General features: G+C 48.5%; 26 protein-coding genes. 20 read left to right on the forward strand and 6 right to left on the reverse strand.

What is annotated here, in order from left to right; genetic code table 11:
• The first annotated feature begins 2 nt into the window (after positions 1-2).
• The 12 genes from DXD12_RS07090 to DXD12_RS07145 all read left to right on the forward strand — a co-directional run bounded on the left by DXD12_RS07090 (position 3) and on the right by DXD12_RS07145 (position 13,942).
• Positions 3-1,820, forward strand: coding sequence for a glycerophosphodiester phosphodiesterase family protein (locus tag DXD12_RS07090; RefSeq protein ID WP_118637897.1), 1,818 nt, complete (start codon positions 3-5; stop codon positions 1,818-1,820).
• 38 nt (positions 1,821-1,858) lie between these two features.
• Positions 1,859-2,317: a D-aminoacyl-tRNA deacylase gene (gene dtd / locus DXD12_RS07095; RefSeq protein ID WP_022359969.1), complete on the forward strand. Its 459-nt coding sequence runs from the start codon at positions 1,859-1,861 to the stop codon at positions 2,315-2,317.
• A 20-nt stretch (positions 2,318-2,337) separates the two neighbouring features.
• Positions 2,338-3,732: an aminopeptidase gene (locus tag DXD12_RS07100; protein ID WP_118637899.1), complete on the forward strand. Its 1,395-nt coding sequence runs from the start codon at positions 2,338-2,340 to the stop codon at positions 3,730-3,732.
• A 276-nt stretch (positions 3,733-4,008) separates the two neighbouring features.
• Positions 4,009-5,145: a trigger factor gene (tig, locus tag DXD12_RS07105; RefSeq protein WP_107000635.1), complete on the forward strand. Its 1,137-nt coding sequence runs from the start codon at positions 4,009-4,011 to the stop codon at positions 5,143-5,145.
• 38 nt (positions 5,146-5,183) lie between these two features.
• The gene (locus DXD12_RS07110; RefSeq protein ID WP_118471362.1) at positions 5,184-5,771 is read left to right on the forward strand and encodes a xanthine phosphoribosyltransferase; all 588 of its coding nucleotides are present in this window, start codon (positions 5,184-5,186) and stop codon (positions 5,769-5,771) included.
• Positions 5,758-6,552: an HAD family hydrolase gene (locus tag DXD12_RS07115; protein WP_227589748.1), complete on the forward strand. Its 795-nt coding sequence runs from the start codon at positions 5,758-5,760 to the stop codon at positions 6,550-6,552. Before DXD12_RS07110 ends, DXD12_RS07115 begins: the two co-directional genes overlap by 14 nt.
• A 192-nt stretch (positions 6,553-6,744) precedes the next feature.
• On the forward strand, positions 6,745-8,613 hold the full coding sequence (gene recQ, locus DXD12_RS07120; RefSeq protein ID WP_118637901.1) for a DNA helicase RecQ: 1,869 nt from the start codon (positions 6,745-6,747) through the stop codon (positions 8,611-8,613).
• Positions 8,614-9,004: 391 nt separating this feature from the next.
• Positions 9,005-9,646: an orotate phosphoribosyltransferase gene (locus DXD12_RS07125; RefSeq protein ID WP_118637903.1), complete on the forward strand. Its 642-nt coding sequence runs from the start codon at positions 9,005-9,007 to the stop codon at positions 9,644-9,646.
• Between the two features lie 330 nt (positions 9,647-9,976).
• Positions 9,977-10,867 (forward strand): tetratricopeptide repeat protein, encoded by an 891-nt coding sequence (locus DXD12_RS07130; protein WP_118637905.1) that lies wholly within the window; start codon positions 9,977-9,979, stop codon positions 10,865-10,867.
• 218 nt (positions 10,868-11,085) lie between these two features.
• On the forward strand, positions 11,086-12,066 hold the full coding sequence (locus DXD12_RS07135) for a DUF4037 domain-containing protein (protein WP_118637907.1): 981 nt from the start codon (positions 11,086-11,088) through the stop codon (positions 12,064-12,066).
• 108 nt (positions 12,067-12,174) lie between these two features.
• The gene (locus tag DXD12_RS07140) at positions 12,175-12,789 is read left to right on the forward strand and encodes a DUF4125 family protein (protein ID WP_118637909.1); all 615 of its coding nucleotides are present in this window, start codon (positions 12,175-12,177) and stop codon (positions 12,787-12,789) included.
• Between the two features lie 199 nt (positions 12,790-12,988).
• Complete coding sequence (locus tag DXD12_RS07145) at positions 12,989-13,942, forward strand: L-lactate dehydrogenase (protein WP_118637911.1); 954 nt, start codon at positions 12,989-12,991, stop codon at positions 13,940-13,942.
• A gap of 91 nt (positions 13,943-14,033) precedes the next feature.
• On the opposite strand, the gene DXD12_RS15280 is transcribed toward DXD12_RS07145, so the two are convergent.
• The gene (locus DXD12_RS15280) at positions 14,034-14,183 is read right to left on the reverse strand and encodes a hypothetical protein (protein WP_182457037.1); all 150 of its coding nucleotides are present in this window, start codon (positions 14,181-14,183) and stop codon (positions 14,034-14,036) included.
• A 129-nt stretch (positions 14,184-14,312) separates the two neighbouring features.
• Here DXD12_RS15280 and sfsA point away from each other — a divergent pair, with 129 nt between their 5' ends.
• The 8 genes from sfsA (at position 14,313) to DXD12_RS07190 (ending at position 19,777) form a co-directional block, all read left to right on the forward strand.
• Positions 14,313-14,987, forward strand: coding sequence for a DNA/RNA nuclease SfsA (sfsA, locus tag DXD12_RS07155; RefSeq protein WP_118637913.1), 675 nt, complete (start codon positions 14,313-14,315; stop codon positions 14,985-14,987).
• A gap of 29 nt (positions 14,988-15,016) precedes the next feature.
• The gene (locus DXD12_RS07160; protein WP_117796247.1) at positions 15,017-15,607 is read left to right on the forward strand and encodes a nitroreductase family protein; all 591 of its coding nucleotides are present in this window, start codon (positions 15,017-15,019) and stop codon (positions 15,605-15,607) included.
• Positions 15,608-15,662: 55 nt separating this feature from the next.
• Positions 15,663-16,094 (forward strand): GNAT family N-acetyltransferase, encoded by a 432-nt coding sequence (locus DXD12_RS07165; RefSeq protein WP_118637915.1) that lies wholly within the window; start codon positions 15,663-15,665, stop codon positions 16,092-16,094.
• A 138-nt stretch (positions 16,095-16,232) separates the two neighbouring features.
• Positions 16,233-17,147, forward strand: coding sequence for a hypothetical protein (locus tag DXD12_RS07170; protein ID WP_227589767.1), 915 nt, complete (start codon positions 16,233-16,235; stop codon positions 17,145-17,147).
• 110 nt (positions 17,148-17,257) lie between these two features.
• On the forward strand, positions 17,258-18,091 hold the full coding sequence (locus tag DXD12_RS07175; protein WP_118637917.1) for a hypothetical protein: 834 nt from the start codon (positions 17,258-17,260) through the stop codon (positions 18,089-18,091).
• An 18-nt stretch (positions 18,092-18,109) separates the two neighbouring features.
• Entirely contained in the window at positions 18,110-18,865 is a 756-nt protein-coding gene (locus DXD12_RS07180) for a TraX family protein (protein WP_022359997.1), read from the forward strand.
• Positions 18,866-18,920: 55 nt separating this feature from the next.
• A complete protein-coding gene (locus tag DXD12_RS07185) occupies positions 18,921-19,481 on the forward strand; it encodes a hypothetical protein (RefSeq protein WP_347561374.1) in 561 nt (186 codons plus the stop codon).
• Between the two features lie 11 nt (positions 19,482-19,492).
• Positions 19,493-19,777 (forward strand): hypothetical protein, encoded by a 285-nt coding sequence (locus DXD12_RS07190; protein WP_347559621.1) that lies wholly within the window; start codon positions 19,493-19,495, stop codon positions 19,775-19,777.
• Positions 19,778-19,808: 31 nt separating this feature from the next.
• Here the strand turns inward: DXD12_RS07190 and DXD12_RS07195 are convergent, their stop codons facing one another.
• The 5 genes from DXD12_RS07195 to DXD12_RS07215 form a co-directional block, all read right to left on the reverse strand.
• Positions 19,809-21,149 (reverse strand): amidohydrolase, encoded by a 1,341-nt coding sequence (locus DXD12_RS07195; RefSeq protein ID WP_118637919.1) that lies wholly within the window; start codon positions 21,147-21,149, stop codon positions 19,809-19,811.
• A 47-nt stretch (positions 21,150-21,196) separates the two neighbouring features.
• Positions 21,197-22,102 (reverse strand): MetQ/NlpA family ABC transporter substrate-binding protein, encoded by a 906-nt coding sequence (locus tag DXD12_RS07200; RefSeq protein ID WP_118637921.1) that lies wholly within the window; start codon positions 22,100-22,102, stop codon positions 21,197-21,199.
• 74 nt (positions 22,103-22,176) lie between these two features.
• Positions 22,177-22,845, reverse strand: coding sequence for a methionine ABC transporter permease (locus DXD12_RS07205; RefSeq protein ID WP_107000614.1), 669 nt, complete (start codon positions 22,843-22,845; stop codon positions 22,177-22,179).
• Positions 22,842-23,867, reverse strand: coding sequence for an ATP-binding cassette domain-containing protein (locus tag DXD12_RS07210; RefSeq protein WP_118524072.1), 1,026 nt, complete (start codon positions 23,865-23,867; stop codon positions 22,842-22,844). Before DXD12_RS07210 ends, DXD12_RS07205 begins: the two co-directional genes overlap by 4 nt.
• A gap of 555 nt (positions 23,868-24,422) precedes the next feature.
• The gene (locus DXD12_RS07215; RefSeq protein WP_107000612.1) at positions 24,423-25,745 is read right to left on the reverse strand and encodes a sodium-dependent transporter; all 1,323 of its coding nucleotides are present in this window, start codon (positions 25,743-25,745) and stop codon (positions 24,423-24,425) included.
• Positions 25,746-25,923: the final 178 nt, after the last annotated feature.

The raw sequence follows: 25,923 nt of genomic DNA on the forward strand, positions 1-25,923 counted from the left end.
AAATGAAGATACGCAGGCGGATGGTTGAGACAAAGCAGATTGTTCAGGTAAATGGGGGGAATATTCTGCTGTTTGAGCTGGCTTTCCGTTTGCTCACGCTGCCGCTTCTTTTGCAGGCAGTGGCGGCGCTGTTCCGGCTGTCGGTGCGCGCGTCTGGCTACAGTTATGTGACGGTCAGCAATCTGGTTTCCTACCTGCTGCGACCGGTTACGATCGCGATTCTGGTTTTGATGGCAGCGATCCTACTGGTGGGAGTTTCCATCGAGGCGGCGGGACTTCTGGCGGCATATCAGGCGGCGGCACTCTCGCGGAAAATGAGCGCTTTTTCGATGTTTGCGGCAGGCATCCGTCTGACGGTATCAGAGATCCGAAAGCGGAATCTGCGGTTGTTTCTGGTGCTGGCGGTTCACGGCCTGGTGCTTCATTCATTTTTGATTTACCGGATGTTATGCCATGTGAAGGCGGTCAAATTTATCCTTCCGGCGCTTCTGGCGGAGAACTGGGGGCGGCTTTTACTGGTTGGCGTGATTGTTGGCGCGGTTGTGATTTCACTTCCGACGATTTTTATCTGTTTTGGCTGTATGCTGGAGCAGCGGTCGTTTCGGGGCGGATTTCTGCGAAGCAGGGAGCTGCTGCGCGGTAATCGGGTACAGGTAGTTGGGACGCTTGTTTTGTGCAATCTGGCAGTTACGGCGGTAACGGTGGTGCTCTATCTGATTGCGGTTGTGATTGTGGCGGTGTTTGCTGTCTGGTTTGCGGACCGGCGTCTGGAATTGATTCTGGTTTTAGAGGCGCGCGACCGGATCGAGATGGTTCTGATGCCGCTCATGAGCATCGCGCTGATGTCGGTCAATTATGGCGCATTGACGGTGTTATATGTGCAGCTGGACCGGAAACGTCAGAACAAAGAACGCTGGAAGTTTGAAGCTGGCGAACATGCGGGTCTTCCGTGGTTGAGCCGCCGCAACCGGATGGCGGCGCTGGCACTTCTGACGGCATTGAGCGCCGGAGCGATGTACGACGCTTTTTACCGGGGCAATGTGCTGGCGGCGGATCAGCTGAGGGAAGTGCAGCTCACAGCGCATCGGGGCGCATCGACGAGCGCACCGGAGAACACGATGCCTGCGATGGAGGCAGCGGTCGATCAGATGGCGGATTTTGCAGAGCTGGACGTGCAGGAGACGCGGGATGGTTTGCTGGTATTGTTCCATGACAGCACTCTGGAGCGGATCGACGGGACGCGGCGGACGATCCGATCGCTTTCCTGGGATGAGCTGCAGCAGGTAGATGCCGGTGGCTGGTATTCGGAGCAGTACAGCGGGACACGGATTCCGAAGCTGGAGGACGTTATCGAATATGTCAGGGGACGGATGATGCTGAACATCGAGATCAAATATGCCGGCGCGTCGAGCGATCTGCCGGAAAAGGTCGTGGACTGTATCCGGGAGAATGATTTCGTGGAACAGTGCGTCGTGACATCGACGAGTCTTTCTTATTTAAAGCGGGTGAAGGCGGCGGATTCGGATATTTATACGGGCTATATCCTGTCGGCAGCATATGGAAGCTATTACGAGGATGATGCGATCGATTTTATCAGCCTGATCTCCAGTTCAGCGAACCGGAAGCTGGTCGAGCGCGTCCATGCCTGTGGTAAGGAGGTTCATGTCTGGACGGTCAATAAAAAGAGTGAACTGGAGCGAATGAAGATGATCGGCGTCGATAACATTATCACCGACCGGCCGATCCTGGCGCGGGAAGTCATTCTGGGCGAGGAAAATGCGGAGAATCTGCTGGCGCGGCTGAGGGCGCTGCTGCGGTAAAGAAAGATTACAGGAAAAATAAAAATCAGGAGAAAAACATGAGATTTGTACTACAGAGAGTCAAACACGCGAGTGTAAAGGTAGACGGCGAGCTGATCGGCTCGATCGGCCGTGGATATATGGTGCTGATGGGCGTCAGCGACACCGACACGGAGGAAATCACCGACAAAATGGTGGATAAAATGTGCAAGCTGCGTATTTTTGAGGATGAGAACGGCAAGACGAACTGTTCGCTGGCGGATGTGGATGGCGAGATCCTGCTGATCAGCCAGTTTACTTTGTACGCGGACTGCAGCCACGGAAACCGCCCGGGCTTTACGGGTGCGGGAAATCCAGAACTGGCGAACCATCTCTACGAACACGCGCTGGCGCGCTGCGCCGGACAGGTGCGGAAGGTCGAGCACGGTATTTTCGGGGCAGATATGAAGGTCGAGCTTTTAAACGATGGACCATTTACGATTCTGCTGGATAGTGATACGATAGTGAAAAAGAAATGATTCGCAAAAGGAGGAAGGATATGTCAGTAGCGAAAGAACAGAGAGAAAAACTGATCTGGGAATTTCCTAATATTGGAAAGAAAGCCCCGGAGCAGGAGGAAAAGGCATTTGCATATTGCGAGGGATATAAGGAGTTTTTAAATGCGGCAAAGACCGAGCGCGAATTTGTGCGCGAGGCGGTGCTCCGCCTGAAAGAGGCTGGTTATGAGGAGTTCGAAGAAGGAAAAATCTATCAGCCGGGCGACAAGGTATACCAGATCAACCGCAAGAAAGCGCTTCTGATGAGCACGTTCGGAAAACGTCCGCTGGAGGACGGCGTCCGCATTAACGTGGCTCACATCGATTCCCCGCGCCTGGATCTGAAACCGAACCCGCTGTATGAGAAGGCAGAGGCGGCATATTTCAAGACCCATTATTACGGCGGTATCCGCAAATACCAGTGGGCGACGATCCCGCTGGCGATGCACGGTGTTGTGATTTTAAAGGACGGCACATCGATGGATATTTGCATCGGCGAAAAAGAGGGTGATCCGGTCTTCTGCGTGACCGATCTGCTTCCGCATCTTGCCGCACAACAGAATGAGCGGAAACTGAAGGACGGCATCAAGGGCGAGGAATTAAATATCATCGTTGGCTCCCTGCCGTATCCGTGCGAGGAAGAAGACTCGATCAAGGAGCCGGTCAAGCTGCTGGCGCTGTCGCTCTTAAATGAGCGCTTTGGCATGACGGAGAAGGATTTCCTGCGTGCAGAGATCGAGTTTGTGCCGGCAGTAAAGGCAACAGATGTTGGTCTGGACCGCAGCCTGGTCGGTGCTTACGGACAGGATGACAAGGTGTGCGCGTACACGGCACTGACCGCAGAGATGAAAGCCAAGTCCCCGGAATATACGACTGTTACGATTCTGGCAGATAAAGAGGAGATCGGTTCCGTTGGAAATACTGGCTTAAATTCCGATTTTACCTTGCATTATATTGAGGGACTGTGCAAGGCAGGAAATGTGGATGTCCGCAAAGTGCTGAAGCATTCTCTGTGCCTGTCGGCGGATGTCAATGCGGCGTATGACCCGACGTTTGCGAGCGTATTTGAAGAAAAAAACTCCTGCTATCTGAATAAGGGCGTTGTTTTGACGAAATATACGGGTGCGCGCGGCAAATCCGGCAGCAACGACGCGAGTGCGGAGACGATGGCGAAGGTGATCCAGATCATGGATGAAGCAGGCGTATACTGGCAGATCGGCGAGCTGGGTGCGGTAGACATCGGCGGCGGCGGTACGGTTGCCCTGTTTGTGGCTGGCATGGATGTAGATGTTGTGGATATGGGTGTTCCGATTTTATCCATGCATGCCCCATTTGAGCTGGCATCGAAACTGGATATCTATAATACATATCTGGCATTTGCAGCATTTTGCAGCTAAAAAATAGCCAGAAAATTCCGTCAGGAAAGACAAAACGTTTTTTTCTGGCGGAATTTTTTATCAAATAATTCATATCCGGTTTCCTTAAATTGGGAAAAGTGATGAACTATGAAAAAAGAGTTGCTGAAAATATAAAATATTGAAAAATCGCTTTTGCGACAGGCTGGTTTGTGGTATGATGATTGGTAAGACATACGTGCAGATATATCATATGTGCGTTTGAAAGCCAGGTGCCGGATGGCGCAGGCAGGAAATTGAGAGATAGAGGACGACTAAATGAAGAGATGGAAAATAGCAGGCATCTGTCTGGCGGTTGCGGTAGCAGCAGCGGCATCTGGATGCGGAAAAAAGACAGGGACTGAGACGACCGCAGCAGAGAGCACGGCAGCAGAGACAGAGGAGTATGTCGCAGAGAGCAGCGTGAAGCTGGGCGAGTACAAAGGCATCGCTGTGACCGTGACCGAGGCATCCGTGACGGACGAGGAAGTAGAAAACCAGATTCAGCAGGTGTTGAATTCAAAGGCCGAGTACCGCGAGGTAGACCGGGCAGCTCAGATGGGCGATCAGGTCAACATTGACTATAAGGGGCTTTTAGACGGCGAGGCATTTAAGGGTGGTACCGCTGAAGGATATGATTTGACGCTTGGATCCGGCAGCTTTATCGATGGATTCGAGGATGGGCTGGTCGGCGCTGTGAAGGGCGATCAGAAAGACTTAAACCTGACCTTCCCGGATTCGTATCCGAACAACCCGGATCTGGCAGGTAAGGAGGTTGTATTTGAGGTAACGGTCAATGCGGTCAAGGAGCGCTCCGTTCCGGAACTGACGGATGAGTTTGTTGCTTCCGTATCACCGGATGATGGAACCGTGGAGAAATACCGTGAATCCACCCGTGAGAACCTCTTAGAGCAGAAACAGCTCTCGATTGACAATCAGAGAGATACGGATATTCTGAATGCGGTTGTGGACAATTCAGAGGTTGTATGCTCGACTGCATCGATCGACGAGGCATATGATACACAGTTAAAGGCATACACCAACATGCTATCCTCCTACGGCGTCGATCTGGCGACCTATGCGGGCATGATTGGAAGCGATGAGGACAGCTTCAAGCAGGAGATCCGCCAGGAAGCCAAGGAAATGGCGAAACAGTCCCTCGTTTTAAATGAGATTGCGAAGCAGGAAAATATCACGATCGACGATTCGGACAAGGAAGCACTGGCGAAACGCTACGGCTACGAGAGCCTGAAGACGATGCTTCAGAATGACAACATCGATCAGAAGATGGTGGACGATACGGCACTGATGCAGAAGACACTTGATTTTCTGGTAGAAAATGCCAAGATCACCGTCAGCACTGAGGAGAACAATGCGGCGCTGAATACAGAAGCAGCCGAGGACGAGGCGGAGTAGAAAGCGTCTCATAAAAATACAGATAAGGGGATAGACATATGCAGATTTTATACGACAGAATCCGTAAAGATGGAATCGTAAGAGCAGGAAATGTATTGAAAGTGGATCGTTTCCTGAATCACCAGATGGATATTCATCTGTTCCAGGAGATCGGCAAGGAGTTTAAACGCCGTTTTGAGGGTGAGGAGATCAACAAGATCCTGACGATCGAGGCGTCGGGTATTGGTATTGCCTGTATCGTAGCCGAATATTTTGATGTTCCGGTTGTATTTGCCAAGAAAACAAAGACGAAAAATATTGCCGGAGAAGTGTATACAACGAAGGTTGAATCGTTTACCCATGGCACTGTATATGATATTATTGTGTCCAAGGAGTTCCTTGGAAAAGGCGATAAGGTTCTGGTTATCGATGATTTTCTGGCAAAGGGCAAGGCATTAGACGGTCTGACCACTTTGATTCAGGATTCGGGAGCAGAATTAGTTGGTGCGGGCATTGTCATTGAAAAAGGTTTTCAGGACGGCGGCAAACGCATCCGTGATAAGGGCATCCGCGTTGAGTCACTGGCGATCGTAGACAGCATGAATGCAGAGACCGGGGAGATCATATTCAGAAATGAAGATAAATAAAAAAGCATTGTTTTTTGATATTGATGGAACATTGTTTAGTGAAAAATTAAGGCAGGTACCGCAAAGCGCGGTGCTTGCCTTAAAAAAAACAATGGAAAAGGGAAATTTGACATTTATTAATACGGGGCGGACCTGGTGCCAGACGTCCAAAATCCGGGAGGAAGCGCCGGTAAACGGGCTGCTCTGTGGCTGTGGTACCTATATTTCCGTGGATGGAAAGACACTCTATGACCAGAGAATTTCGCCGGAACGGGCGGAGAAACTGAAAGAGGATATTCTGCGGTTCCGGATGGATACAGTGATGGAGGGCGTGGACGCCTGCTTTTTCCGGCCAGATGGGGTGCAGACCGAAACGATGCGGGCGATCCGCTCGATTCTCGACCAGAGCGGCTCGGTTTCGGCGAAGAACTGGTCGGATCCGTCCTTTTCGATCAGTAAATTTTGCGTGGCAGTCGGAGCAGACAGTGATCCGGCGGGATTTTTTGAGACACTTCGGGATTTTGAGGTGATTGACCGGGGCGGCGGCTTCTATGAGTGTGTGCCGATGGGGCATTCTAAGGCGAGTGCGATCGAGTGGATTTTGAAGCAATATGGGATCGCGCTGGAGGACGCGTGGGTCTTTGGAGACAGCATGAACGATCTGTCGATGTTCCAGTATGTGCCGAATGCGGTTGTCATGGGAAAACACGATGCCGGGCTGGAGCCGTATGCGACGTTTACGGCGAAGACCGTGGAGGAAGATGGGATTTACCGGGCGATGGAAGAGCTGGGGCTTTTGTAAGGAAGCAATGGTTTGGTGTTTGATATATATGTATAAAGAGTGAAATTTGTGTGGATGTGTGGAGTTCAGAGAAACATCCTGTGGAGAGAAGTTTCAGGAAAGATTGACCTGGTGGATGTCTGAGACTTGAAATGCTCAAGATTGTGGATCGTTGAGACAGAACTAGAATGAAAGGGCGTTGGATAAAGATATATGAATTATGAGAAATCGGAAAAATATGAAGTTCTCAAGCGGTATTTCGGATATGACAGCTTCCGCGAAGGACAGGAAATACTGATTGACGGGATTCTTGATGGGCGTGATGTGCTGGGAATCATGCCGACGGGCAGCGGAAAATCACTGTGTTATCAGGTTCCGGCATTGATTCTTCCGGGAATCACGCTGGTGGTGTCACCGCTGATTTCTCTGATGAAGGATCAAGTCACGGCACTCAATCAGGCGGGCGTCCACGCGGCGTATCTGAACAGTTCGCTGACGACGGCACAGTATTATAAGGCGCTTGGGTATGCGCGCGAGGGGCGTTATCCAATCATTTATGTGGCGCCGGAGCGTCTGATGACGGAGGCATTTCTTGATTTTGCGATGCACGTGGATATTGCGATGCTGGCGATCGATGAGGCGCACTGCATTTCCCAGTGGGGACAGGATTTCAGACCGAGTTATTTGAAGATTGTTGATTTTATCGAGAAGCTGCCGAGGCGTCCGGTGGTCAGTGCTTTTACGGCGACCGCGACCAAGGAGGTCCGGGACGATATCATCGACATTTTGCAGTTACAGAATCCGGTGATGCTGACGACGGGATTTGACCGGAAAAACTTGTATTTTGCAGTGGAGACGCCGAAGGACCGCTATGCGGCAATCCGGGCATATCTGGAGGCGCACCCGGGGCAGGGAGGGATTATTTACTGTCTGACCCGCAGAAATGTTGAGGAGATCTGTGAGAAGCTGATCCGGGATGGATTTTCAGTGACGCGTTACCATGCGGGACTTTCCGATGCAGAGCGGCAGAAGAATCAGGATGATTTTATCTATGACCGGGTTCCGGTGATGGTGGCGACCAATGCGTTCGGCATGGGAATCGACCGGTCGGATGTACGGTTTGTCCTGCACTGCGGGATGCCGAAGAACCTGGAAGCCTACTATCAGGAGGCAGGACGTGCCGGGCGTGACGGCGAACCGGCGGAGTGCATCCTGTATTATAGCGGGCGGGATGTGGTGACGAACCAGCTCTTTATTGAGCGGAACCAGGACAATCAGGAGCTTGACGACTATACGCGGCAGGTGGTGCTGGAACGTGACCGGGAACGCCTGAAAAAGATGACATTTTATTGTTTTACGAATGAGTGCCTGCGTGATTATATCCTGCGGTATTTCGGCGAATATGGAAGTAATTACTGCGGAAACTGTTCGAATTGTATGACGCAATTTGACACGATCGACATTCAGGCGGCGGCAGAGAGTCTCTTAGGCTGTGTGCAGTCGTGCGGACAGCGCTATGGAACAACGGTGATTCTCGACACGGTGCACGGGGCGAATACGGTTAAGATCCGCAATTACCGGATGGATGAGAATCCGCATTATGGGGAGCTGGCGAAGGAGAGCGTCGTGCATCTGCGCCAGATGTTTAACTTCCTCCAGGTGGAGGAGTATCTGTTTGTCACGACGGATGAGTATTCGATTGTCAAATTGACGGAAAAAGGTGCTGCTTTCCTGGAAGCACCGGAACCAATCGAGATGAAGATGGCGAAGGAGCGGGAGAAACAGACAGCTGGAAGCAGCAAAAAGAGCCGCCGGGGCGCGAAACTTCCAGCCGGGGCAGACGAATTTACGGAGAAGGAAGAGACGCTCTTCGAGGCACTCCGCGCGCTGCGCCGCGAGATCGCATCCGAGGGAAAAGTGCCGCCGTATATCGTATTTTCTGATAAGACGCTGACGCATATGTGTATTTTAAAACCGGTCACGAAAGCGGAGATGCTGGAGGTGTCCGGCGTGGGTGCGTATAAGTTTGAAAAATATGGAGAACGGTTTCTGGAGTGCGTGCGGAGGTTCTTAGAGTCTTAGTGAGGTAAAAGAAATAGAAGAAGGGAAAATCGGGAGTGTGTTCTGTTCGTGAGTGAAAAATGCCTGAAAAAAAAGACAGAAAAATAAAAAAATTATACATATGATGACAGATTTTATCTTGTGAAACACCACATTTTCTAGTATAATAAGGGTATCAATCCATGGACGGATGTGACTGTGAACATGGAACCTTTTGGTTACTGTTCACGCATACGTGTCCAGTAACGGAATTTGCCGTGGCTTCGCATTTAAATACGGCAAATTCCTGCTGCCACCACGTTTTCTTACGGCACTTTCGGTTCCAAAAGTGCCTACCTGTGAACAGTAACACTTTTTGGTGCAGTTAGAAACATTTATGAACACCTATTTAGATGGAGAAGGGGGCGTTTTTATGGAGAAAAGTTATACGAAGATTTACACAACTGGAACGACAGTACCGTTAAAGATTCGTCCAGGACATTTTGCAACAAACCATGCACATATCAATTATTACATTGATGTGACGACCCTGAAAGCGAGAACGAAAGAGGCGGAGGAAGTTGCACAGGCGCTGGTTGGTCTGTATCTGTATGACACCGTGATCGACACGATTGTCTGCATGGAGGGAACAGAAGTTATCGGTGCTTTTCTGGCGGAGGAGCTGGCAAAGGGCGGTTTTCTCTCGACGAACGCACATAAATCTATCTATGTAATCAGCCCGGAGTTTAACAACAACAGCCAGATCATTTTTAGAGATAACCTGATTCCGATGATCCGCGATAAACATGTGATGATCCTGATGGCATCCGTGACGACGGGACGCACCTTAAATAAGGCAGTTGAGAGCATCCAGTATTACGGTGGTATCTTACAGGGCGCATCGGCGATTTTCAGTGCGATGGATTCGCTGGACGGTGTGCCGATCAAGTCAGTCTTTGGCAAGAAGGATTTACCGGATTATACGTATTCAGATTACCGTGACTGCCCGCTCTGCAAGGCAGGAAAGAAGATTGATGCGCTGGTAAATACGTTTGGATATTCGCCGATGGGGTGATACAGCGATCGGAAGCTGCTTCGTTTGATGAATACAGGATTTGTAAAAGCCGGATCGTTGAAATGAAACGCGATCCGAATGCGGGTGCTGCATGGCAGCATAGAAAGCATTGTTGAGAAAGAGATAGATTTTAGAAAGGTTTGAGAACAGATAGTGGATACCGCAAAACCACAGAATCCGTGCACTGACCTGTCAGAAATAAGAAGATGGGGAGCAGAGGGATGGGAAAAAGGTTTTGCGGTATCTCTTTTTGTGTCAAGGGTGCCAAGGCACATTAATGAAAAAAATAACAGAAACAAGAATAAAGAAGGGAAAGAAAGAGGAATAAAAATGGATACACAGCAGATGTTTCAGGAACTGGATCGCCTTTATGCACAGGGAGAACTGGACGAAGCGGAAGAGAAAATGATGGGCTGGATGAAGGAAGGGCTGGATTCAGGGAACAAAAGCCTCTGCCTGATGATGTGCAATGAGATGGAAGGGCTTTACCGGAATACCGGACGGGTTGCACAGGCAGTTGATATGGCGGATATGGCGCTGTCCCTGATTGCGGGGATGGGGCTGGATGGTTCGATCCACCATGGAACGACACTTTTAAATGCGGCAACCGCGCGCCGGATGGCAGGAGATGTGGAGAAAGCGCTTTCCCAGTACCGGGAGGCGGAAGCAATTTTTAAGAATCTTGGAAAAACGGATGGCTATGAGATGGCAAGTCTCTACAATAATATCAGCCAGATTTATCAGGAACAGGAGGAACATGAAAAGGCGCTGGAATCGCTGGATAAGGCGCTGGAACTGATTAAAAAGATGGAGAACAGCGAGGCAGAGGTGGCAACGACCCATGTCAACCGGGCGCTATCCCTGATGGCGCTGGGGCGGCTGGATGAGGCGGACGAGGAATTAAAGGAAAGCCTGACCTTTTATGCGTCCCCGGAGGGCGTGCAGTCGGGACATTTCGGTTCAGCGCTGGCAGCAGCCGGGGAGCTGGCATGGCGGCGCGGCAATTACGATCAGGCGATCGGGCTGCTGGAAAAGGCACTGATGGTAACGCAGTCCCGGTTTGGCGAGAGCGATGCGTGCGCGGTGATCCGCCAGAATCTGGAGATGATCAAAAAAGAAAAGGAAGAAAAAGGTATTACCGGGGCTGCAGACAAGAAGGAAGACAAGGGCGGAAACCCGAGCCACTGTGCGAGCTGTCAGTTCAAGGATGCGAAATTCTGAGATGGAAATTTTCTGGTTATTGTTCACGGGTAGGCACTTTTGGAACCGAAAGTGCCGTAAGAAAACGTGGTGGCAGCAGGAATTTTCCGTATTTAAATGCGAAGCCACGGCAAATTCCGTTACTGGGCACGTATGCGTGAACAGTAACATTTTCTGAAATAGATTCAGAAAGCGGAGAAAGGACAAGAAAAAGCCATAAAATCAGGTAGGGGGATCAGATGCAGGGACTGGAACTGGCAAAACGATATTATGAAGAAGTTGGGCGTCCGATGCTGGAGCGGGAATTTCCAGAGCTTCTGCCGCGGCTGGCGGCGGGGCTGGTGGGCGAAGGTTCGGAATGCCTGGGATTTGACGATGCGATATCGCAGGATCACGATTTCGGGGCAGGTTTTGACCTCTGGCTTTCGGCGGAAGATTATAACCAGTACGGGAAGGCGCTTCAGGATGCTTACGACCGTTTGCCGGGGGAGTTTGCGGGCATTCCGGCACGGCTTACAAGTGCGCGGGGCGGCGGACGTGTCGGTGTGTTTGAGATAGAGGCATTTTACAGCCGTTTTATCGGGATGGAACAGCCGCCAAGAAGCTTAATGCGCTGGCTGCATCTGCCGGAGGATAAGCTGGCGGCAGTTACAGGCGGGGCAGTTTTTGAGGATGGACTGGGAAAATTTTCCGCGATCCGCGAGGAGCTTCGGAAGTATTATCCAGAGGATGTCCGGATCAAAAAGATCGCGGCGCGGGCAGCGAAAATGGCGCAGTCGGGACAGTATAATTATGGCCGCTGTATGCGGCGGGGCGATACGGTTGCGGCGATGCTGGCGCTCAATGAATTTGTGCGGCAGGCGATTTCGATGGTATATTTACTAAACCGGACGTATATGCCTTACTATAAGTGGATGTTCCGGGGAATGGAAAAATTTCAGATATTGCCGGAGGTGGCGGAAAAAATCCGGGAGCTTTCGGTGATGGGGGATACGAGCGAGATGTGGAAGCCGCCGTTTCCACCGGGATGGAATCCTTATGTAAACCAGTTAGATCCGCGCGTGGGGCGGATCGAGGAAATCTGTCAGGCAGCAGTTGGGGAACTGCGAAAACAGGGACTAACTGACAGCCGGGATGCATTTCTGGAAGCCCATACGTGGGAGATCATGAAACGGATTCAGGATCCGGAGCTGAAAAAATGTCATGTGATGGAAGGATAAGCCGCGGATAGACGCATCAAAATGGGAACGAGCATGGACTGTAAATGAAAGAAAAGATGTAGGAAATTGATTTGGAAAGGATCTGGCAAACGAAAGGGAGGACAGCGTATGACGAAACAGGAGAAAATAGAGAGACTAATTCAGATGGAGTGGGATGATTTTCAGAAAGTCAATAACGAAGGCGGACGTGCTTCCTGTCAGGATGATCCGGAGACATTTTTTATCATGCGACGAAGCCATTTTGCACCGTGGACAGAGGAACTCATAGACTGCGTGCAGGCGGATATGGACCGCGCCCATGAGCAAGGGCGCAATCTGGTGATGGAGAAATATGCGTGGATGATGGCGAGCACCGCACCGGAGCAGTTTAAGAAACTGCATCATTTTCTGATTGATCCGACGCTGGCGGGCGAACAGTGGAGTGATGCGATCGTGAAACAGCAGCTTGCCTGGATGGAAGAGTACCAGGCGAAATATCCGGTGCTGGCATCTGGAAACCGGCTTCTCTACAGTTCTGAAGATACGCCGTATGATACTTCCTTCCAGACGTACTTGCTCGGTGAACTGCGGACTTACTCGGACAGCACCCTGCATACGTACTGGCAGTTTATCAATGACCTGAAAAAGGAAGGAAAGAGTCTTGCACTTCTGACGATGGAGGCGGAAGTGAAGGCGTATGGATATGAGGGGCTGGATGCGGCGGAGAAGGCGCTCTCTAAATAAACAGAAAGTGTGGTAGTTTCTATTTTTGTTGTTTAAACAACTGAAAAAATGTCCCAAAGCATGTATACTCCTTCTTGTAAGCGGAACAATACATATGAATGGCAGGAGAGACTAGAGGCATGCTTGTCCATATGCAGAGAGCGGATGCTAGAAACATGGACATGCAGTATAAGCCGGAGAAAAAAGGAGAAATGAGCGTATGAGCAGAGAGGTAAATCCAAGAAAAGCGGCAGTCATCGGGTGCGGATTTGTGGGTTCAGCAACGGCATTTACACTGATGCAGAGCCGGTTATTTTCCGAGCTGGTTCTGTTAGATGTGAATATGGAAAAGGCGGACGGCGAGGCGAAGGATATCGCGCACGGGATTCCGTTTGCAGGGCAGATGAAGATTTATGCAGGTACCTATGACGATGCGGCGGATGCGGCGATCATCATTATCACGGCGGGGGCAAACCAGAAGCCGGGGGAGACGCGGCTTGACCTGGTGCAGAAGAATACGGCAATTTATCAGACTATCATCCCGGAGATTGTAAAACGCGATTTTGGCGGGATTTTGCTGATCGTATCGAACCCGGTGGATATTTTGACGTATGTGGCATTGAAACTGAGCGGGCTGCCGGAGAACCGGGTGCTCGGTTCGGGTACGGTGCTTGACACGGCACGGCTTAAATATGCGCTGGGCGAACACCTGGGCGTGGACAGCCGGAGTGTACATTCGTTTATCATCGGTGAGCACGGGGACAGCGAGATCGCGGCATGGAGCAGTACGAATGTATCGGGAATTCCGCTGAACGATTTCTGCGAGATGCGCGGACATTTTAACCACGATGCGGCGATGGACGCGATCGCGGAGAAGGTCAAAAACAGTGCTTACGAGATTATTTCGAAAAAACAGGCGACGTATTACGGAATTGCGATGTCGGTAAAACGTATCTGCGAGTGTATCGTCCGCAATGAGCGCTCGATTCTGCCGGTGTCTGCGATGATGCACGGGGAGTACGGCATCGAAGATATCACTCTGAGTATGCCGGCGATCGTGGGAATCGGGGGTGTGGAGACGCATGTGCCGATTGCATTGAGTGAGGAAGAGGCGGAGAAGCTGGTGGAGTCGGCTAAGAAACTGAAAGAGGTAGCGAAAGGGCTGATAGAATGATGCCAGATGGGCTGCCGTACATTGGCACGGTAGCCCATCTGAACCAATCGGTTTTACTATAAAATTCTTTTCTATCAGTAAAGGCCATCTTTTAGGCAGCCGCCTGATTTTCTTTCTGGGTCAGTAAGGAGACAACGATCAGGGTAAGGAAAGAAACCGGAACTGTAACCAGGATGGTTGCCAGACCGAACGAATGTCCCATAACTTCCCAGGCAATCGTAGCAAAGGTTCCGACAAACATGGAAGCGATGCCTCTGCTTTTAGTGTTATTCGAATGGATTGTGATTATTATACTGCAAAGCACAGGCCGCTGCCAGTGAATCCAATCGTGTAAAATGAATGTTTCAGTACATATAATAGGAAACGTCACATGAAATATGATAAGATAGTGAAAGCAATTTTCATAGAACGTCCCAATCGTTTTATTGCGCGGGTAAAGATTGATGGATCGGAAGCGGTAGAATTGGTTCATGTAAAGAATACGGGACGTTGTCGTGAATTACTGCTGCGGGGGGCGGAAGTGATTTTGGAAGATTGCATAGAAAAGAATCCAAATCGAAAGACTCGCTATGATTTGATTGCAGTTAAGAAGAATAAAAAATGGGTTAACATTGATTCTCAGGCACCGAATAAAGTGGTAAAAGAATGGCTGATGACACAGGGGTATGATTGTATTAAACCAGAGTATACCTTTGGAAATAGCCGGATGGATTTCTATATGGAAAAAGGAAAGCAAAAATATCTAATGGAAGTCAAAGGCTGCACCCTTGAGATAGACGGAGTTGGATATTTTCCAGATGCCCCGACGGAAAGAGGAGTTAAGCATTTAAGGGAACTTGCAGCTGCGTGCGGACAAGGATATAAATGTTTGATAGCATTTGTGATTCAAATGGAAGGCATTAGTGAAGTCAGGCCGAATACGGAAACGCATCCCGAATTTGGCGCTGCACTTCACGAGGCAAAGGCAGCAGGTGTTGAGGTGCTTTTCCTGAAATGTCATGTTGGGATGGATAGGTTGGAAATCATAGGAGAAGATGAGTCTTGAGGGCAAGGTTCTAAAGAAGAGAGAAATCTATGATACGTGAAATTGAGAATAGAAGAAGTATAAGAAAATATAAGCCAGATGAGATCGAAAGGAAGTTAATTGACGAGATCATATACAGTGCTTCCCTTGCACCATCTGCTAAAAACAGACAGCCTTGGAAATTTATTGTATATCAGGGGAAAGAAAAAGATAAACTGGTTGATGTCATGCGTCATGGTATAAATTCAGAAAAAATGACCCATGAACTTATGCCGGAATGGGCATTTGCCATACCGGATGCTGAGAATACCGTTAGAATCATGCAGGAGGTCCCATGCCTTATAGCAGTGCTTAATACCAACCAGCATACTCCATTTGCAAGCATTGAAAATGAAAAGCGAATTGTTGAAATATGTGATTCACTGTCCATAGGTGCGGCGATTGAAAATATGATTCTGACAGCAACGGGATATGGATTGGGCACCTTATGGATTGCCAATACTTGTTTTGCCTATAATGAGCTGATGGATTTTATCGGAACAGACAGCCAATTGACAGGAATTGTTGCGATTGGATTTGCCAATGAAGCTCCGGCTAAAAGACCAAGGAAACCTTTCGAAGAAATTGTTGAGTACAGATAGGTAAATCGTAATGAGTTAATCGTGTTATAATCAGGTTGGATGGAGAATAATCGTTATGATTAGAAAGTTGCAGAAGGTAGATATAAATAGAGTCGCTGATATATGGTTGAAAACTAATCTGAAAGCACATTTTTTTATTCCTGAACAATACTGGATAAGTAATTATGAATTCGTGAAGGAAATGCTGCCACAGGCGGAAGTTTATGTGTATGAAGATGATAAAATGATTCAAGGCTTTATAGGAGTAAGTGATGAATACATAGAAGGTATTTTTGTTTCTGACGAAATGCAGTCATGTGGCATAGGTAAAATGTTGTTGGATTACATCAAGGATAAAAAAGACAAATTACAGTTAAAGGTATATCAGAAGAATGTCAGGGAAATGTCTTTTTATCAACGAGAAGGATTTACTATTCAGAGTGAAGAGATGGACGAATTCACAAGAGAAAAAGAATATGTGATGAATTGGGAATCGTCTGGAATTTGAATACCCATGGCAGGAGGGGATGAACCGCCTGTTTGTTTACCGGATGGAAGATGATTCCCATCGGATGTAGTATTTTGCAGCAAGAATGCCGATGAGATTCTTCACCAGAATAAAAATATCTGAAGGGAGGCTTTTGGTATGAAAAATAGAAAATACAGTCTTGTTTTTATAATGCTTTTGTGTATGATAATGGCAGTTTCAGCATTTCCGATGACAGTCAATGCCGATATGGGACCAAAGGCCTCTGTTCGGATTCAGTTTGAGCATATGGGGGATGAGCTCTGTTATGGAACTTTGCTGTCGAAGGAGAAATCTACTGGTCCGGCAAGTGCCTGGGATGGAAGAACGGAGAGTGCCCAGAAAGAGTACATGGATCCTGGTATCTGGGAGATCTTTGTGAATTACAAGGATCCGGATGGATACTATTTTCTGCAGCGGAGCTGGAAGGTAAGTGAAAGCAAAGAGCTTGCATGGACCTATTATCCGCCGGATGATTTTAAAATTCTTCTGTATTATCCGGAAACGGAAACCTTTGTATCCAGTGGAATTTATGCTCGTTATGCATTTGATACGTATTATACAGTGGATATGGATGGTGTGGATATCGGTTCGGTGGAATACAATGATGATTTGAGTACCAATGAGCGGATTGAGGCTTACCGTTCGTATAATTACCGGCAGGAGATGCTGGCTCTTGGAGCAAGGATCGTCCTTACTATTTTAATCGAAATGCTGGTGGCGCTGCTGTTTGGTTTCAGACAGAAAAAACAGCTGTTGATTCTGGCTGTTGTCAACATTATTACGCAGATTATCTTAAATGTGCTGCTCAATGTGATTAATTATAATTCCGGTCCTCTTGCATTTACATTTTTCTATGTACTTTTTGAGCTGATTGTATTTGCTCTGGAGGCAGTGTTGTATTGCACAATTCTTAAGAGGCTATCAGAAAAGAAAAAGGAGGATGCATATTATATCCTGTATTCCTTTGTGGCCAATCTGATCTCATTTGGTGCTGGATTATTCCTGGCGGCAAAACTGCCAGGCATGTTTTGATATAGAGATAAGTTAAGGTAACTTCTCAACGTGTTCAAATAGAAATGGCTCAGAAGAAAGTTCATCCAAAGTGATAACATCTTTTTGAGCATAGAGGAATGGATATATATATGAAAAAACTTCTAACTTTTATGATTGTGTGGACTTGTTTGCTTACCCTGGCTGGCTGTGGCAAGAAGGACATGGATTATACGATGCAAAATGAGTCAAGTGTTGCAGAAAGTGTCCGGGAGACCGGTGGGGAGTCCGTATTGATTCAAAATGAGGATGCAGGGGAAGGGGAAAATGTGGATCCTGAAACTAAGTATATCACCATTGACTTATCCGGAGTTGGGGAGATTCATCCGAAGGGAGATGCAGTTTCACCGTTAACGTTAAAAATTGTGTCGGAAGAGGAAAATGGAATCGATTTTGCGAACGAATGGTATGAAAGCAAACAGTTATCCCTTCCTATGGTCGGAAAGGAATGGAATAATTTCTATGATGACGAATATCAGTATATCTGGTCCGGGGATGCGCTGTATATTTATGAAAATATTTCCGGAAATTGTCTGTATGTGCTGGAGTATCCAACGGATAAATGGTATATCAACGGCAATAATGCCTGCCTCCTGGATGATATCTTTTATGGCATCAGTGTGACAAATGGTTACGCACAGCCGGATAGCTGCTTTATGTTTGCCTATGATCTGGAAAATAACAAGCTTCTTTGGCGAAGTGGGGATCAGACTTGCAACACCATGAATTTTATTGTAAAAAAGGACGTTATTATCTGCGGGTATGGTTTTACCTCGGAAAAGGATTATCTTTATCAGCTCAACCTTCACACCGGCGAGGTTATTGCAAGCCTGGAGCTGAAAAAACAGCCGGATCTTCTGGTGCCTCAGGACAATATGCTTTATGTTCACACATACAGCTATAATTATACGATAGAAATGCAATAGGAAAGGAACAAGAACTGAATGGATTCATCTGCTTCAAAAAACTTTGAACTTACTGCAGCTGTCCTGCACATTATCGCCATGACACTTATGCTGATGGATCACCTTTGGGCGACGCTTCTTCCTGCTAGGGAGTGGCTTACCTGTGCCGGAAGAGTGGCATTTCCTATCTTCGCTTTTATGGCGGTGGAGGGGTACTTTCACACCAGAAGCTTTAAAAAGTACATCCTTCGGATGCTGCTGTTTGCAGTGCTTTCAGAAATTCCCTTTGATTTGATGTACGGCGGTACCTGGTTTTATCCGGTTCACCAGAATGTCCTCTGGACATTCCTGTTGGGCCTTTTAGGTGTCTGGCTTATGGAACAGGTACGGAAAAAAGGAAAAACCTGGATGTATCTGCTGGTGTGCGTTTTGGTTGTGCTGGCAGGTCTGGTACTGGGAACTCTTTGCATGGTGGATTACTACGGGGTCGGTGTTCTGACAGTATTTGTGTTCTATTTCCTCCATGGGCGGAAATGGTGGTGCTTCTTGGGACAGCTGGCTGCCCTATACTGGCTGAATGTGGAACTGCTGGGCGGTCTGATGTATCCGGTTCAGCTCTTTGGCATGGAATTTGAACTGTGCCAGCAGGGGCTTGCGCTTCTGGCATTGATCCCCATCTGGCTGTACCGCGGCAGACAGGGCTACCACAGTAAACCATTCCAGTATCTCTGTTATGCATTTTATCCAGTTCATATGCTGCTGCTTGTGGTGGTACTGAATTTCATCAACCGATGATAAAATTTTACAATCCCCACCATTCATGGTATCATAACAGGTAGTAAAATTGCCTGTGAATACCTTGAATGGCGGTGATTTCCGTCAGTCGGTTTACCGGGCTATCCGTCATGGCCTGATGCAGGCACATTCGATGCTTTTGGAGTCATTTTATGCATTTCATCTGACGATATCGGACAAGATGGTAGGACGTGCAATGACGGATCTGGAACGCCGGTTTGCGGTTTTTGAAGGACCGGTTCTGGAGGATGGACAGGCGATACTTACCGGCCGTGCACCGGTTTCATCCCTGGATGGATATCAGACAGAAGTAACGGTTTATACCAGCGGCTTAGGACAGCTTGTCTGTACCCTGGATGGATATGGACCCTGCCATAATGAGGAAGAGGTCATCGAAGCAGCCGGCTACGATCCGGATGCGGATTTGGCAAACCCAAGCGGCTCGGTCTTCTGTTCCCACGGAGCCGGATTTGTGGTAAATTGGGACGAAGTAAAGGATTATATGCACCTGGAAAGCTGTCTTGGCTCTTCCAATGGACGCCGCCGGATGACCGGATTACGATTATATCGGCCATCGGCAACCATGATGAGTCCACCGGAAGTCCGGAGAATGTAATATCCGCAGCTTTGATTATCGCTGATAAGACGGATGTGCGAAGAAGCCGTGTTCGTGAAAAAGAGAGAGCCGCTTTTGATATCCACGACCGTGTGAATTATGCGGTAACAGAGTCCAAACTTAAGATTGAAAAGGATCGTTCAGTTATTGCCCTGAATCTTCAGGTAGATGAAAAGATATGTTCCATGTATGATTATTTTGAGATTTTCCTGGGAAGAATGATGCTTTGCCGGAAGTCGGCGGAGATACTGGGAACGACCTTTAAGTTGACTGTAAATGGACGGAAGGTGCTGTAAAAAGTACCTCCCGTCCTTCTTTTCTGTTATCTTACTGATACGTCTCCGTCTTAATAAAGGAATCCATATATTTGATATATTCCTCTTTGGTAAAGATGGGCTGATAATTCTCTACAATCTCTTTTGCTTTCACAGCCCCGTACCGAAGCAGGCGGTAAGCGGAGAGGGCGAATATTTTTGCAGTGACCACATAGGCAAGCTCATCGTCTACGATATCGAAATCAACGGAGTGGAGACCGCTTACCTTACCGCCGGTGTTGAAGGTAAGGACCGGCTGCAGATGCTGTACATCCCCCACATCGGTGGAGCCGCCGCTGTAGGCGTGGGTATCTTCCTGGACGATCTGGTAATCTTTTTCACTGGTTTGTGCGGCAATCTCAGCGGCTGCCAGGACTGATTCATCGGCTTTTTCACTCAGAGCCGGAAGATATCCGGGCATAGTGGTGATTTCGCAGGAAGCACCGACGGCGATGGCACCGGCTTTGAAGGCACGGTCGGTTTTGGCGGCAGCATCTGCGATAGCATCTTTGTTGGCGGCACGTACCAGAGTTTCGATTACCACCTCATCCGGTACTACATTGACGAGATTACCGCCTTTTGTGATAATGGGATGAATCCGGACATGGTCATCATCCCGGAAGGTTTCACGCTGGTAAGCCAGGGCGGAAAGTCCGAGGGAGGCTGCATTTAATGCATTGACTCCCAGATGCGGGGCACCGGCTGCGTGGGCAGCCAGTCCCTTATAACGAATGACCTTGGAGACGAAACCGTTGTTGGAGTGGGAACCGACACTGATATCTTTATCACCGGTGTGGTGGACGATATCCAGGTCGATGTCATCAAAAGCACCGATGCGGATGAGTTCACATTTTCCGCCACCGTATTTGATTTTGCCCTGTGCGGTCAGGGAGTTTTTAAATTCAATCTCACCGTATTCCTCTGCCGGTACGGCGAAGAATACAACCTGTCCGTCCAGCTCTTTTTTTACATCTTCATTGGTCAGAGCTAGGGCTGCACCGATGACACCGGCCAGCTGGGCATGATGTCCGCAGCAGTGAGCTCCCTGAGTCTCCGGATTGGCATATTTATGTTCCGGGATGCGGAGCGCATCCAGTTCCCCGATGAGAGCCAGACTTACATTCGTTTTCTCTTCTTCATTTAAGTAAGCTTTGACACCGGTGACAGCCAGTTCTTCCTTTGTCTCAAGACCCAGATTTTTCATGAAAGAAGCAAATTTTTCTGCAGTTCTGTATTCTTTATAACCCAGCTCTGCATGGGTGTAGATATCTTTGGCGAATGCGATGATCTCGTTGCGGTGTGCGTCGATGATATCGACAATTTTCTGTTCGGTTTTATCTAAAATGAGAGCCATGTGAAATCCTCCTGTTTCCTGCTGATGCCTTCCGATGCTGTTTCCTATTAGTTAAACAGTTCCTCCGGAACAAACCATAAACCATTGTTATTCTTGTCTAAATATTCTTTGAATTCATCGGAGTGGTAAGCAGCAACAATATCTTTTGTCCACTGAGCATCTTTATTTTCCTCTTTTACAACGACCTGCAGAATCAGATGCGGCAGAATGTCTTCCTGAAGAAGGGCAGTGGATGGATCGATTCCTGCATTGTATACAATACTTCCGGTGATAACCGCATAATCAAAGTCATCTAAAACAGCTGGAATATTGGTGGAGTTCATTTCGGTAAATTCGATGTTGTAAGGGTTTTCTGTGATATCCGCCTGGGTGACAGTGGAGAGATCCACATCCGGGTTTAAGGTGATCCATCCGGCTTTCTGTAAGAGAACATAAGCGCGGGCTGTGTTGGCGGCATCGTCCGGAACGGCTACTTTGGCACCGTCTTGAATGGCGTCCAGAGAGGTTTCGGTGGCAGAAAAGATGGCAGCCGGAACGGTAGGAATCGGGGAAATCGGGACCAGGTTACCCTTCTGGGCTTCGTTGAAGTTTTCAGCATAAGCGGTATGCTGCTCTACATTGAAATCGATCTCGCCGTCATTTAAAGCAAGGTCATTCTGGAGAAGGTCAGAGAAATCAACCTCGGTGAGTGTATAGCCCTCTTTTTCCAGAATTGGTTTGATGGCATCCTCAAATAAGACAGTGTACGGACCGGCAGCTTTTCCGTATTTGAGCTCCTTCTTATTAGAATTGGAAGCATCGGCGGAAGCAGCAGATTCGGTGCCGGAAGAAGCAGCGGCAGTATCAGCAGCGGAGCTTCCAGCATCACTCTTTGAGCAGCCTCCCAGAACAGCAGCTGCGAGGATCAGACCGGCGGTCAGGGTGGTTCTTACATAGGCTTTTACATTTTTCATAATGGGGTTCTCCTTTTTTCGTTTTGTTATTTTGTATATAAAATAATTTAATAGCTTTTATGATATGATTTGGTTTACTGATGTGTCCGTCTCTTCTGTGACAGCCGGTTTCCCAGACTCTGGATGATCCAGACAAATGCAATCAGGATGAAAACGGTCGCAAACATCAGCGGGAAGTTAAAGGTCTGATAGCCGTAGGTCAGGGCGATGTTTCCGATGCCGCCGCCTCCGATGTAGCCAGCCATCGCAGTTGCTCCGATGAGGGCGATGGTGCCGGTTGTCAGAGCCAGGATAACCGAAGCAAATGCTTCCGGAAGCACAAAATGAACGATAATCTGGAACGTGGTCGCTCCCATCGACTGGGCTGCCTCGATGATGCCACCGCCGACTTCCAGAAGCGATGTCTCAAGAAGTCTTGCTAAAAATGGGGCGGTATAGATAACTAACGGCACGATAGCCGCCTTGGTACCGATCCGGGTGCCGACGATGATTTTCGTAAAGGGCATTACACATACCAGAAGGATGATAAACGGTGTGCTTCGGATGATGTTGATGAAACCGTTTAAAATCGTGTAAAGCAATGGATTTTCCTTGAGCCCGCCTTTGCGGGTCAGCCATAAGACAATGGCGATGAAAAATCCGACGATGGAACCGATAATCAGGGAAAAACCGACCATATACAGGGTTTCCCAACCGGCCTTGATGAGTTTGTCCGGCGAAATGCCTAAATACTGCTGAATCATGGTAATATAACCTCCTTATATTCTTCGTTTGATTCGAGAATGTAGCGCTCGGCTTTTTTGATTTCCTCGTCGCTTCCGATGAAGAGGACGAGCATGATGCCGACGACGATGCCCTGAATGACGTTGATGGTGGAGTAGAGAATGTTGGTTTCCACCTCAAACCGCCGGTTGATATCCCAGAGAAGCGGCTCGGTGCTGTCTGTATTTTCCAGCTTGATGCGGAGCAGACGGCTGTTCCGCGTTTCACGTCGGATGCTCTCGACGAGCGGTTCCGGAATAACGTCGCGGATGAGATTGCCGACAAACCGTTTGGCGATATCGGACTGCGGGTCTGAGAAAACCTGGATGACAGAGCCCGTTTCTACGACTTTACCGAAATCCATGACGGCGACTTTATTACAGATTTTCTGGATGACATTCATCTCATGTGTGATAATCACAATTGTAATATGAAGAGTTTCATTAATCTTCTTTAGCAAATCGAGAATGGAATCGGTCGTTTTCGGGTCGAGGGCGCTGGTCGCCTCATCGCAGAGAAGAATCGACGGATTATTTGCAAGCGCCCTTGCGATACCGACGCGCTGTTTCTGTCCGCCGGAGAGCTGTCCCGGATAGTAGGACTTCTTATCGGAAAGTTCGACGAACTCCAGCAGCTCATTCACACGCGCTTCGATGTCTTTTTTCGGGGTACCGTTTAGTTTCAGGGCAATCGCGACGTTGTCGTAAATTGTCTTGGATTCCAGGAGGTTGAACTGCTGGAAAATCATTCCGATTCCCTTTCGGAGGCTGCGAAGCTCTTTTGCACTCAGGCTTCCAATGTCCTTATCTTCAACGAAAATCTTTCCGGAAGTCGGTCTTTCCAGGGCGTTTACCATTCGGATCAGGGTGGATTTTCCGGCACCGCTGTAACCGATGACGCCGTAGATATCGCCCTTTTCGATTTCGAAGGACACATCCTTCAGTGCTTCAAATGCACCGTCTTTCGTCTGGAATGTTTTACTTAAATGTTCAAATCGAATCATTTCTGGTCTCCTTTAACTTTGTTTATCTGGGGAAGCACATTTTTAAGGGATAATTCCTGAAAAATGTCTTCTGTATGTGTCGCGTTTTTTATACGAATGATATATTTGAATGCAATATAATTGTTTGATTTTGCATACTAAAATATAAATAGGTACAAAAAAGGAGGTCTGGTTGTCCAGACCTCCTAAATTGGATTGTATCTATCACTTTCCAGTGAAAGAAAGATGAGAAAAACCTCATGAAGATATCATCCAGTTATCTGTCTGCACAACAAAAGTAAGAGTGTCACAGCAACAGCAGCACATACACTCCATACAACAACACATAGCAGACATAACTGAATAAGATGTTCTCATGATGGTTTCCTCCTTTCCTTAAAATTCATAAACGATTATAAAAATATATTTCCTACTTATTTTGTAGGTTTTAAATGATAGTTCTTATTATAGCGCGGAAATGAGATTTGTCAATCATTTTTTTATTTCATAGGAAATTGTGTCCTATGAAATAAAAAACGCTCCGCGAGAATGTGCCAAGGCACATTCTTTTTCATATCATCCAATACCGCCCAATGCGATGCCTAATATTAATACCAGCGCACATACCGGAATATAAATATAGCGGCACACCGGTACAAACCATTTTGTAAAATTCTTTTCGCGGCCTTTGTTGACCTGCGTTTCTGCATAGTCTTTTCCGAATACCCAGAAGAACATGATTCCGGCGAGTCCGGCACCGAGAGGGCAGATGTAGATGGAGAGAACGTCCATCCAGTCGGAGACGATGCCCTGGATTAACAGGGAGACGGCAGCTCCGATGATACCGATAACTGCGCAGGCAGGGACGCGGCCGAGGTGGAGTTTTTCCTGGACGGTGGCGATCGGTGCTTCGTAGAGATTGAGCAGGGAGGTCATCCCGGCGAAGAGAACGGCTACGAAGAAAATAATCGCGATCAACGTACCGCCCGGCATTGAGCGGATGAGGTTCGGGAGGTAGATGAAGAGAAGTCCCGGACCACCCTGATCAAGTTTTGCGCCGGTGGTTGCCATTGCCGGGATGATGACGAGGGCGGCGAGAATCGCGGCGATCGTATCAAACAGGGCAACCCGCGCGGCGGATGCCGGGATGTTTTCCTCATCGGAGAGGTAGGAACCGTAGATTAAGGTTCCATTTCCGGCGACGGACAGGGAGAAAAATGCCTGCCCCAGTGCGAAAATCCATGTTTTTGGGTCTGCGAGGATCTCAGGATCGATGCGGAAAATGTAGCGGTAACCCTGCATCGCACCCGGCTGGAATGCTACGTAGATGCCTAAAAAGACAAACAGGATGAAGAATACCGGCATCATCAGCTTGTTGGCGTTCTCGATTCCGCTTCCGACGCCGAACATCAGAATCAGAATGCAGAAGAAGAGGGCGGCAAGCTGCCAGCCATTGTTTCCAAATGCGGACGCCATAGAGCCGAAAGCAGAGGCAAAACCGTCTGTGTCGGCCGGGGCAAGCGTGGCACCGGTAAAGGCTCCGATGGCATATTTTAGGATCCAGCCCATGACGACGGTATAGCCGATCGCCATCGCGAGGGAACCGGCTGCCGGGATGAAACCGAGCGCGTCACCCAGTTTGCGCCTGCCGCGTGTCTCGCAGGCAGCGCCGAACGCGTCGATTGGACCGGAGCGGGTGCCGCGTCCCAGGCACATTTCCCCGATGACACCCGTGGAGCCGATCAGGGCGACGAAGATAAAGTACGGGATCAGGAACGAGCCACCGCCGTACAGGGAGACGCGGGTGGGAAACATCCAGAGATTTCCCATACCGACCGCCGAGCCGATACAGGCGAGGATGAAGCCCCACTTACTGTTGAAAGATTCTCTTTTTTCCATGAAATTGTAACTCCTCAAACATTATATAAGATTTGCCGCAAATATCTAGAAGTCCGCCGATTGGAAGCGGTCAGGCAGATGTTTGCATAAGTCCATCTATTATACCAGAAGAGAGGCATTGCTTTCAAGTGGCAGAGCGCGCGAATCGTATGTTTTAGGGGAAAAGGCGATCTAAAGT

This window comes from Clostridium sp. TF11-13AC (assembly GCF_003481065.1).
Taxonomy (GTDB): domain Bacteria; phylum Bacillota; class Clostridia; order Lachnospirales; family Lachnospiraceae; genus Otoolea; species Otoolea fessa.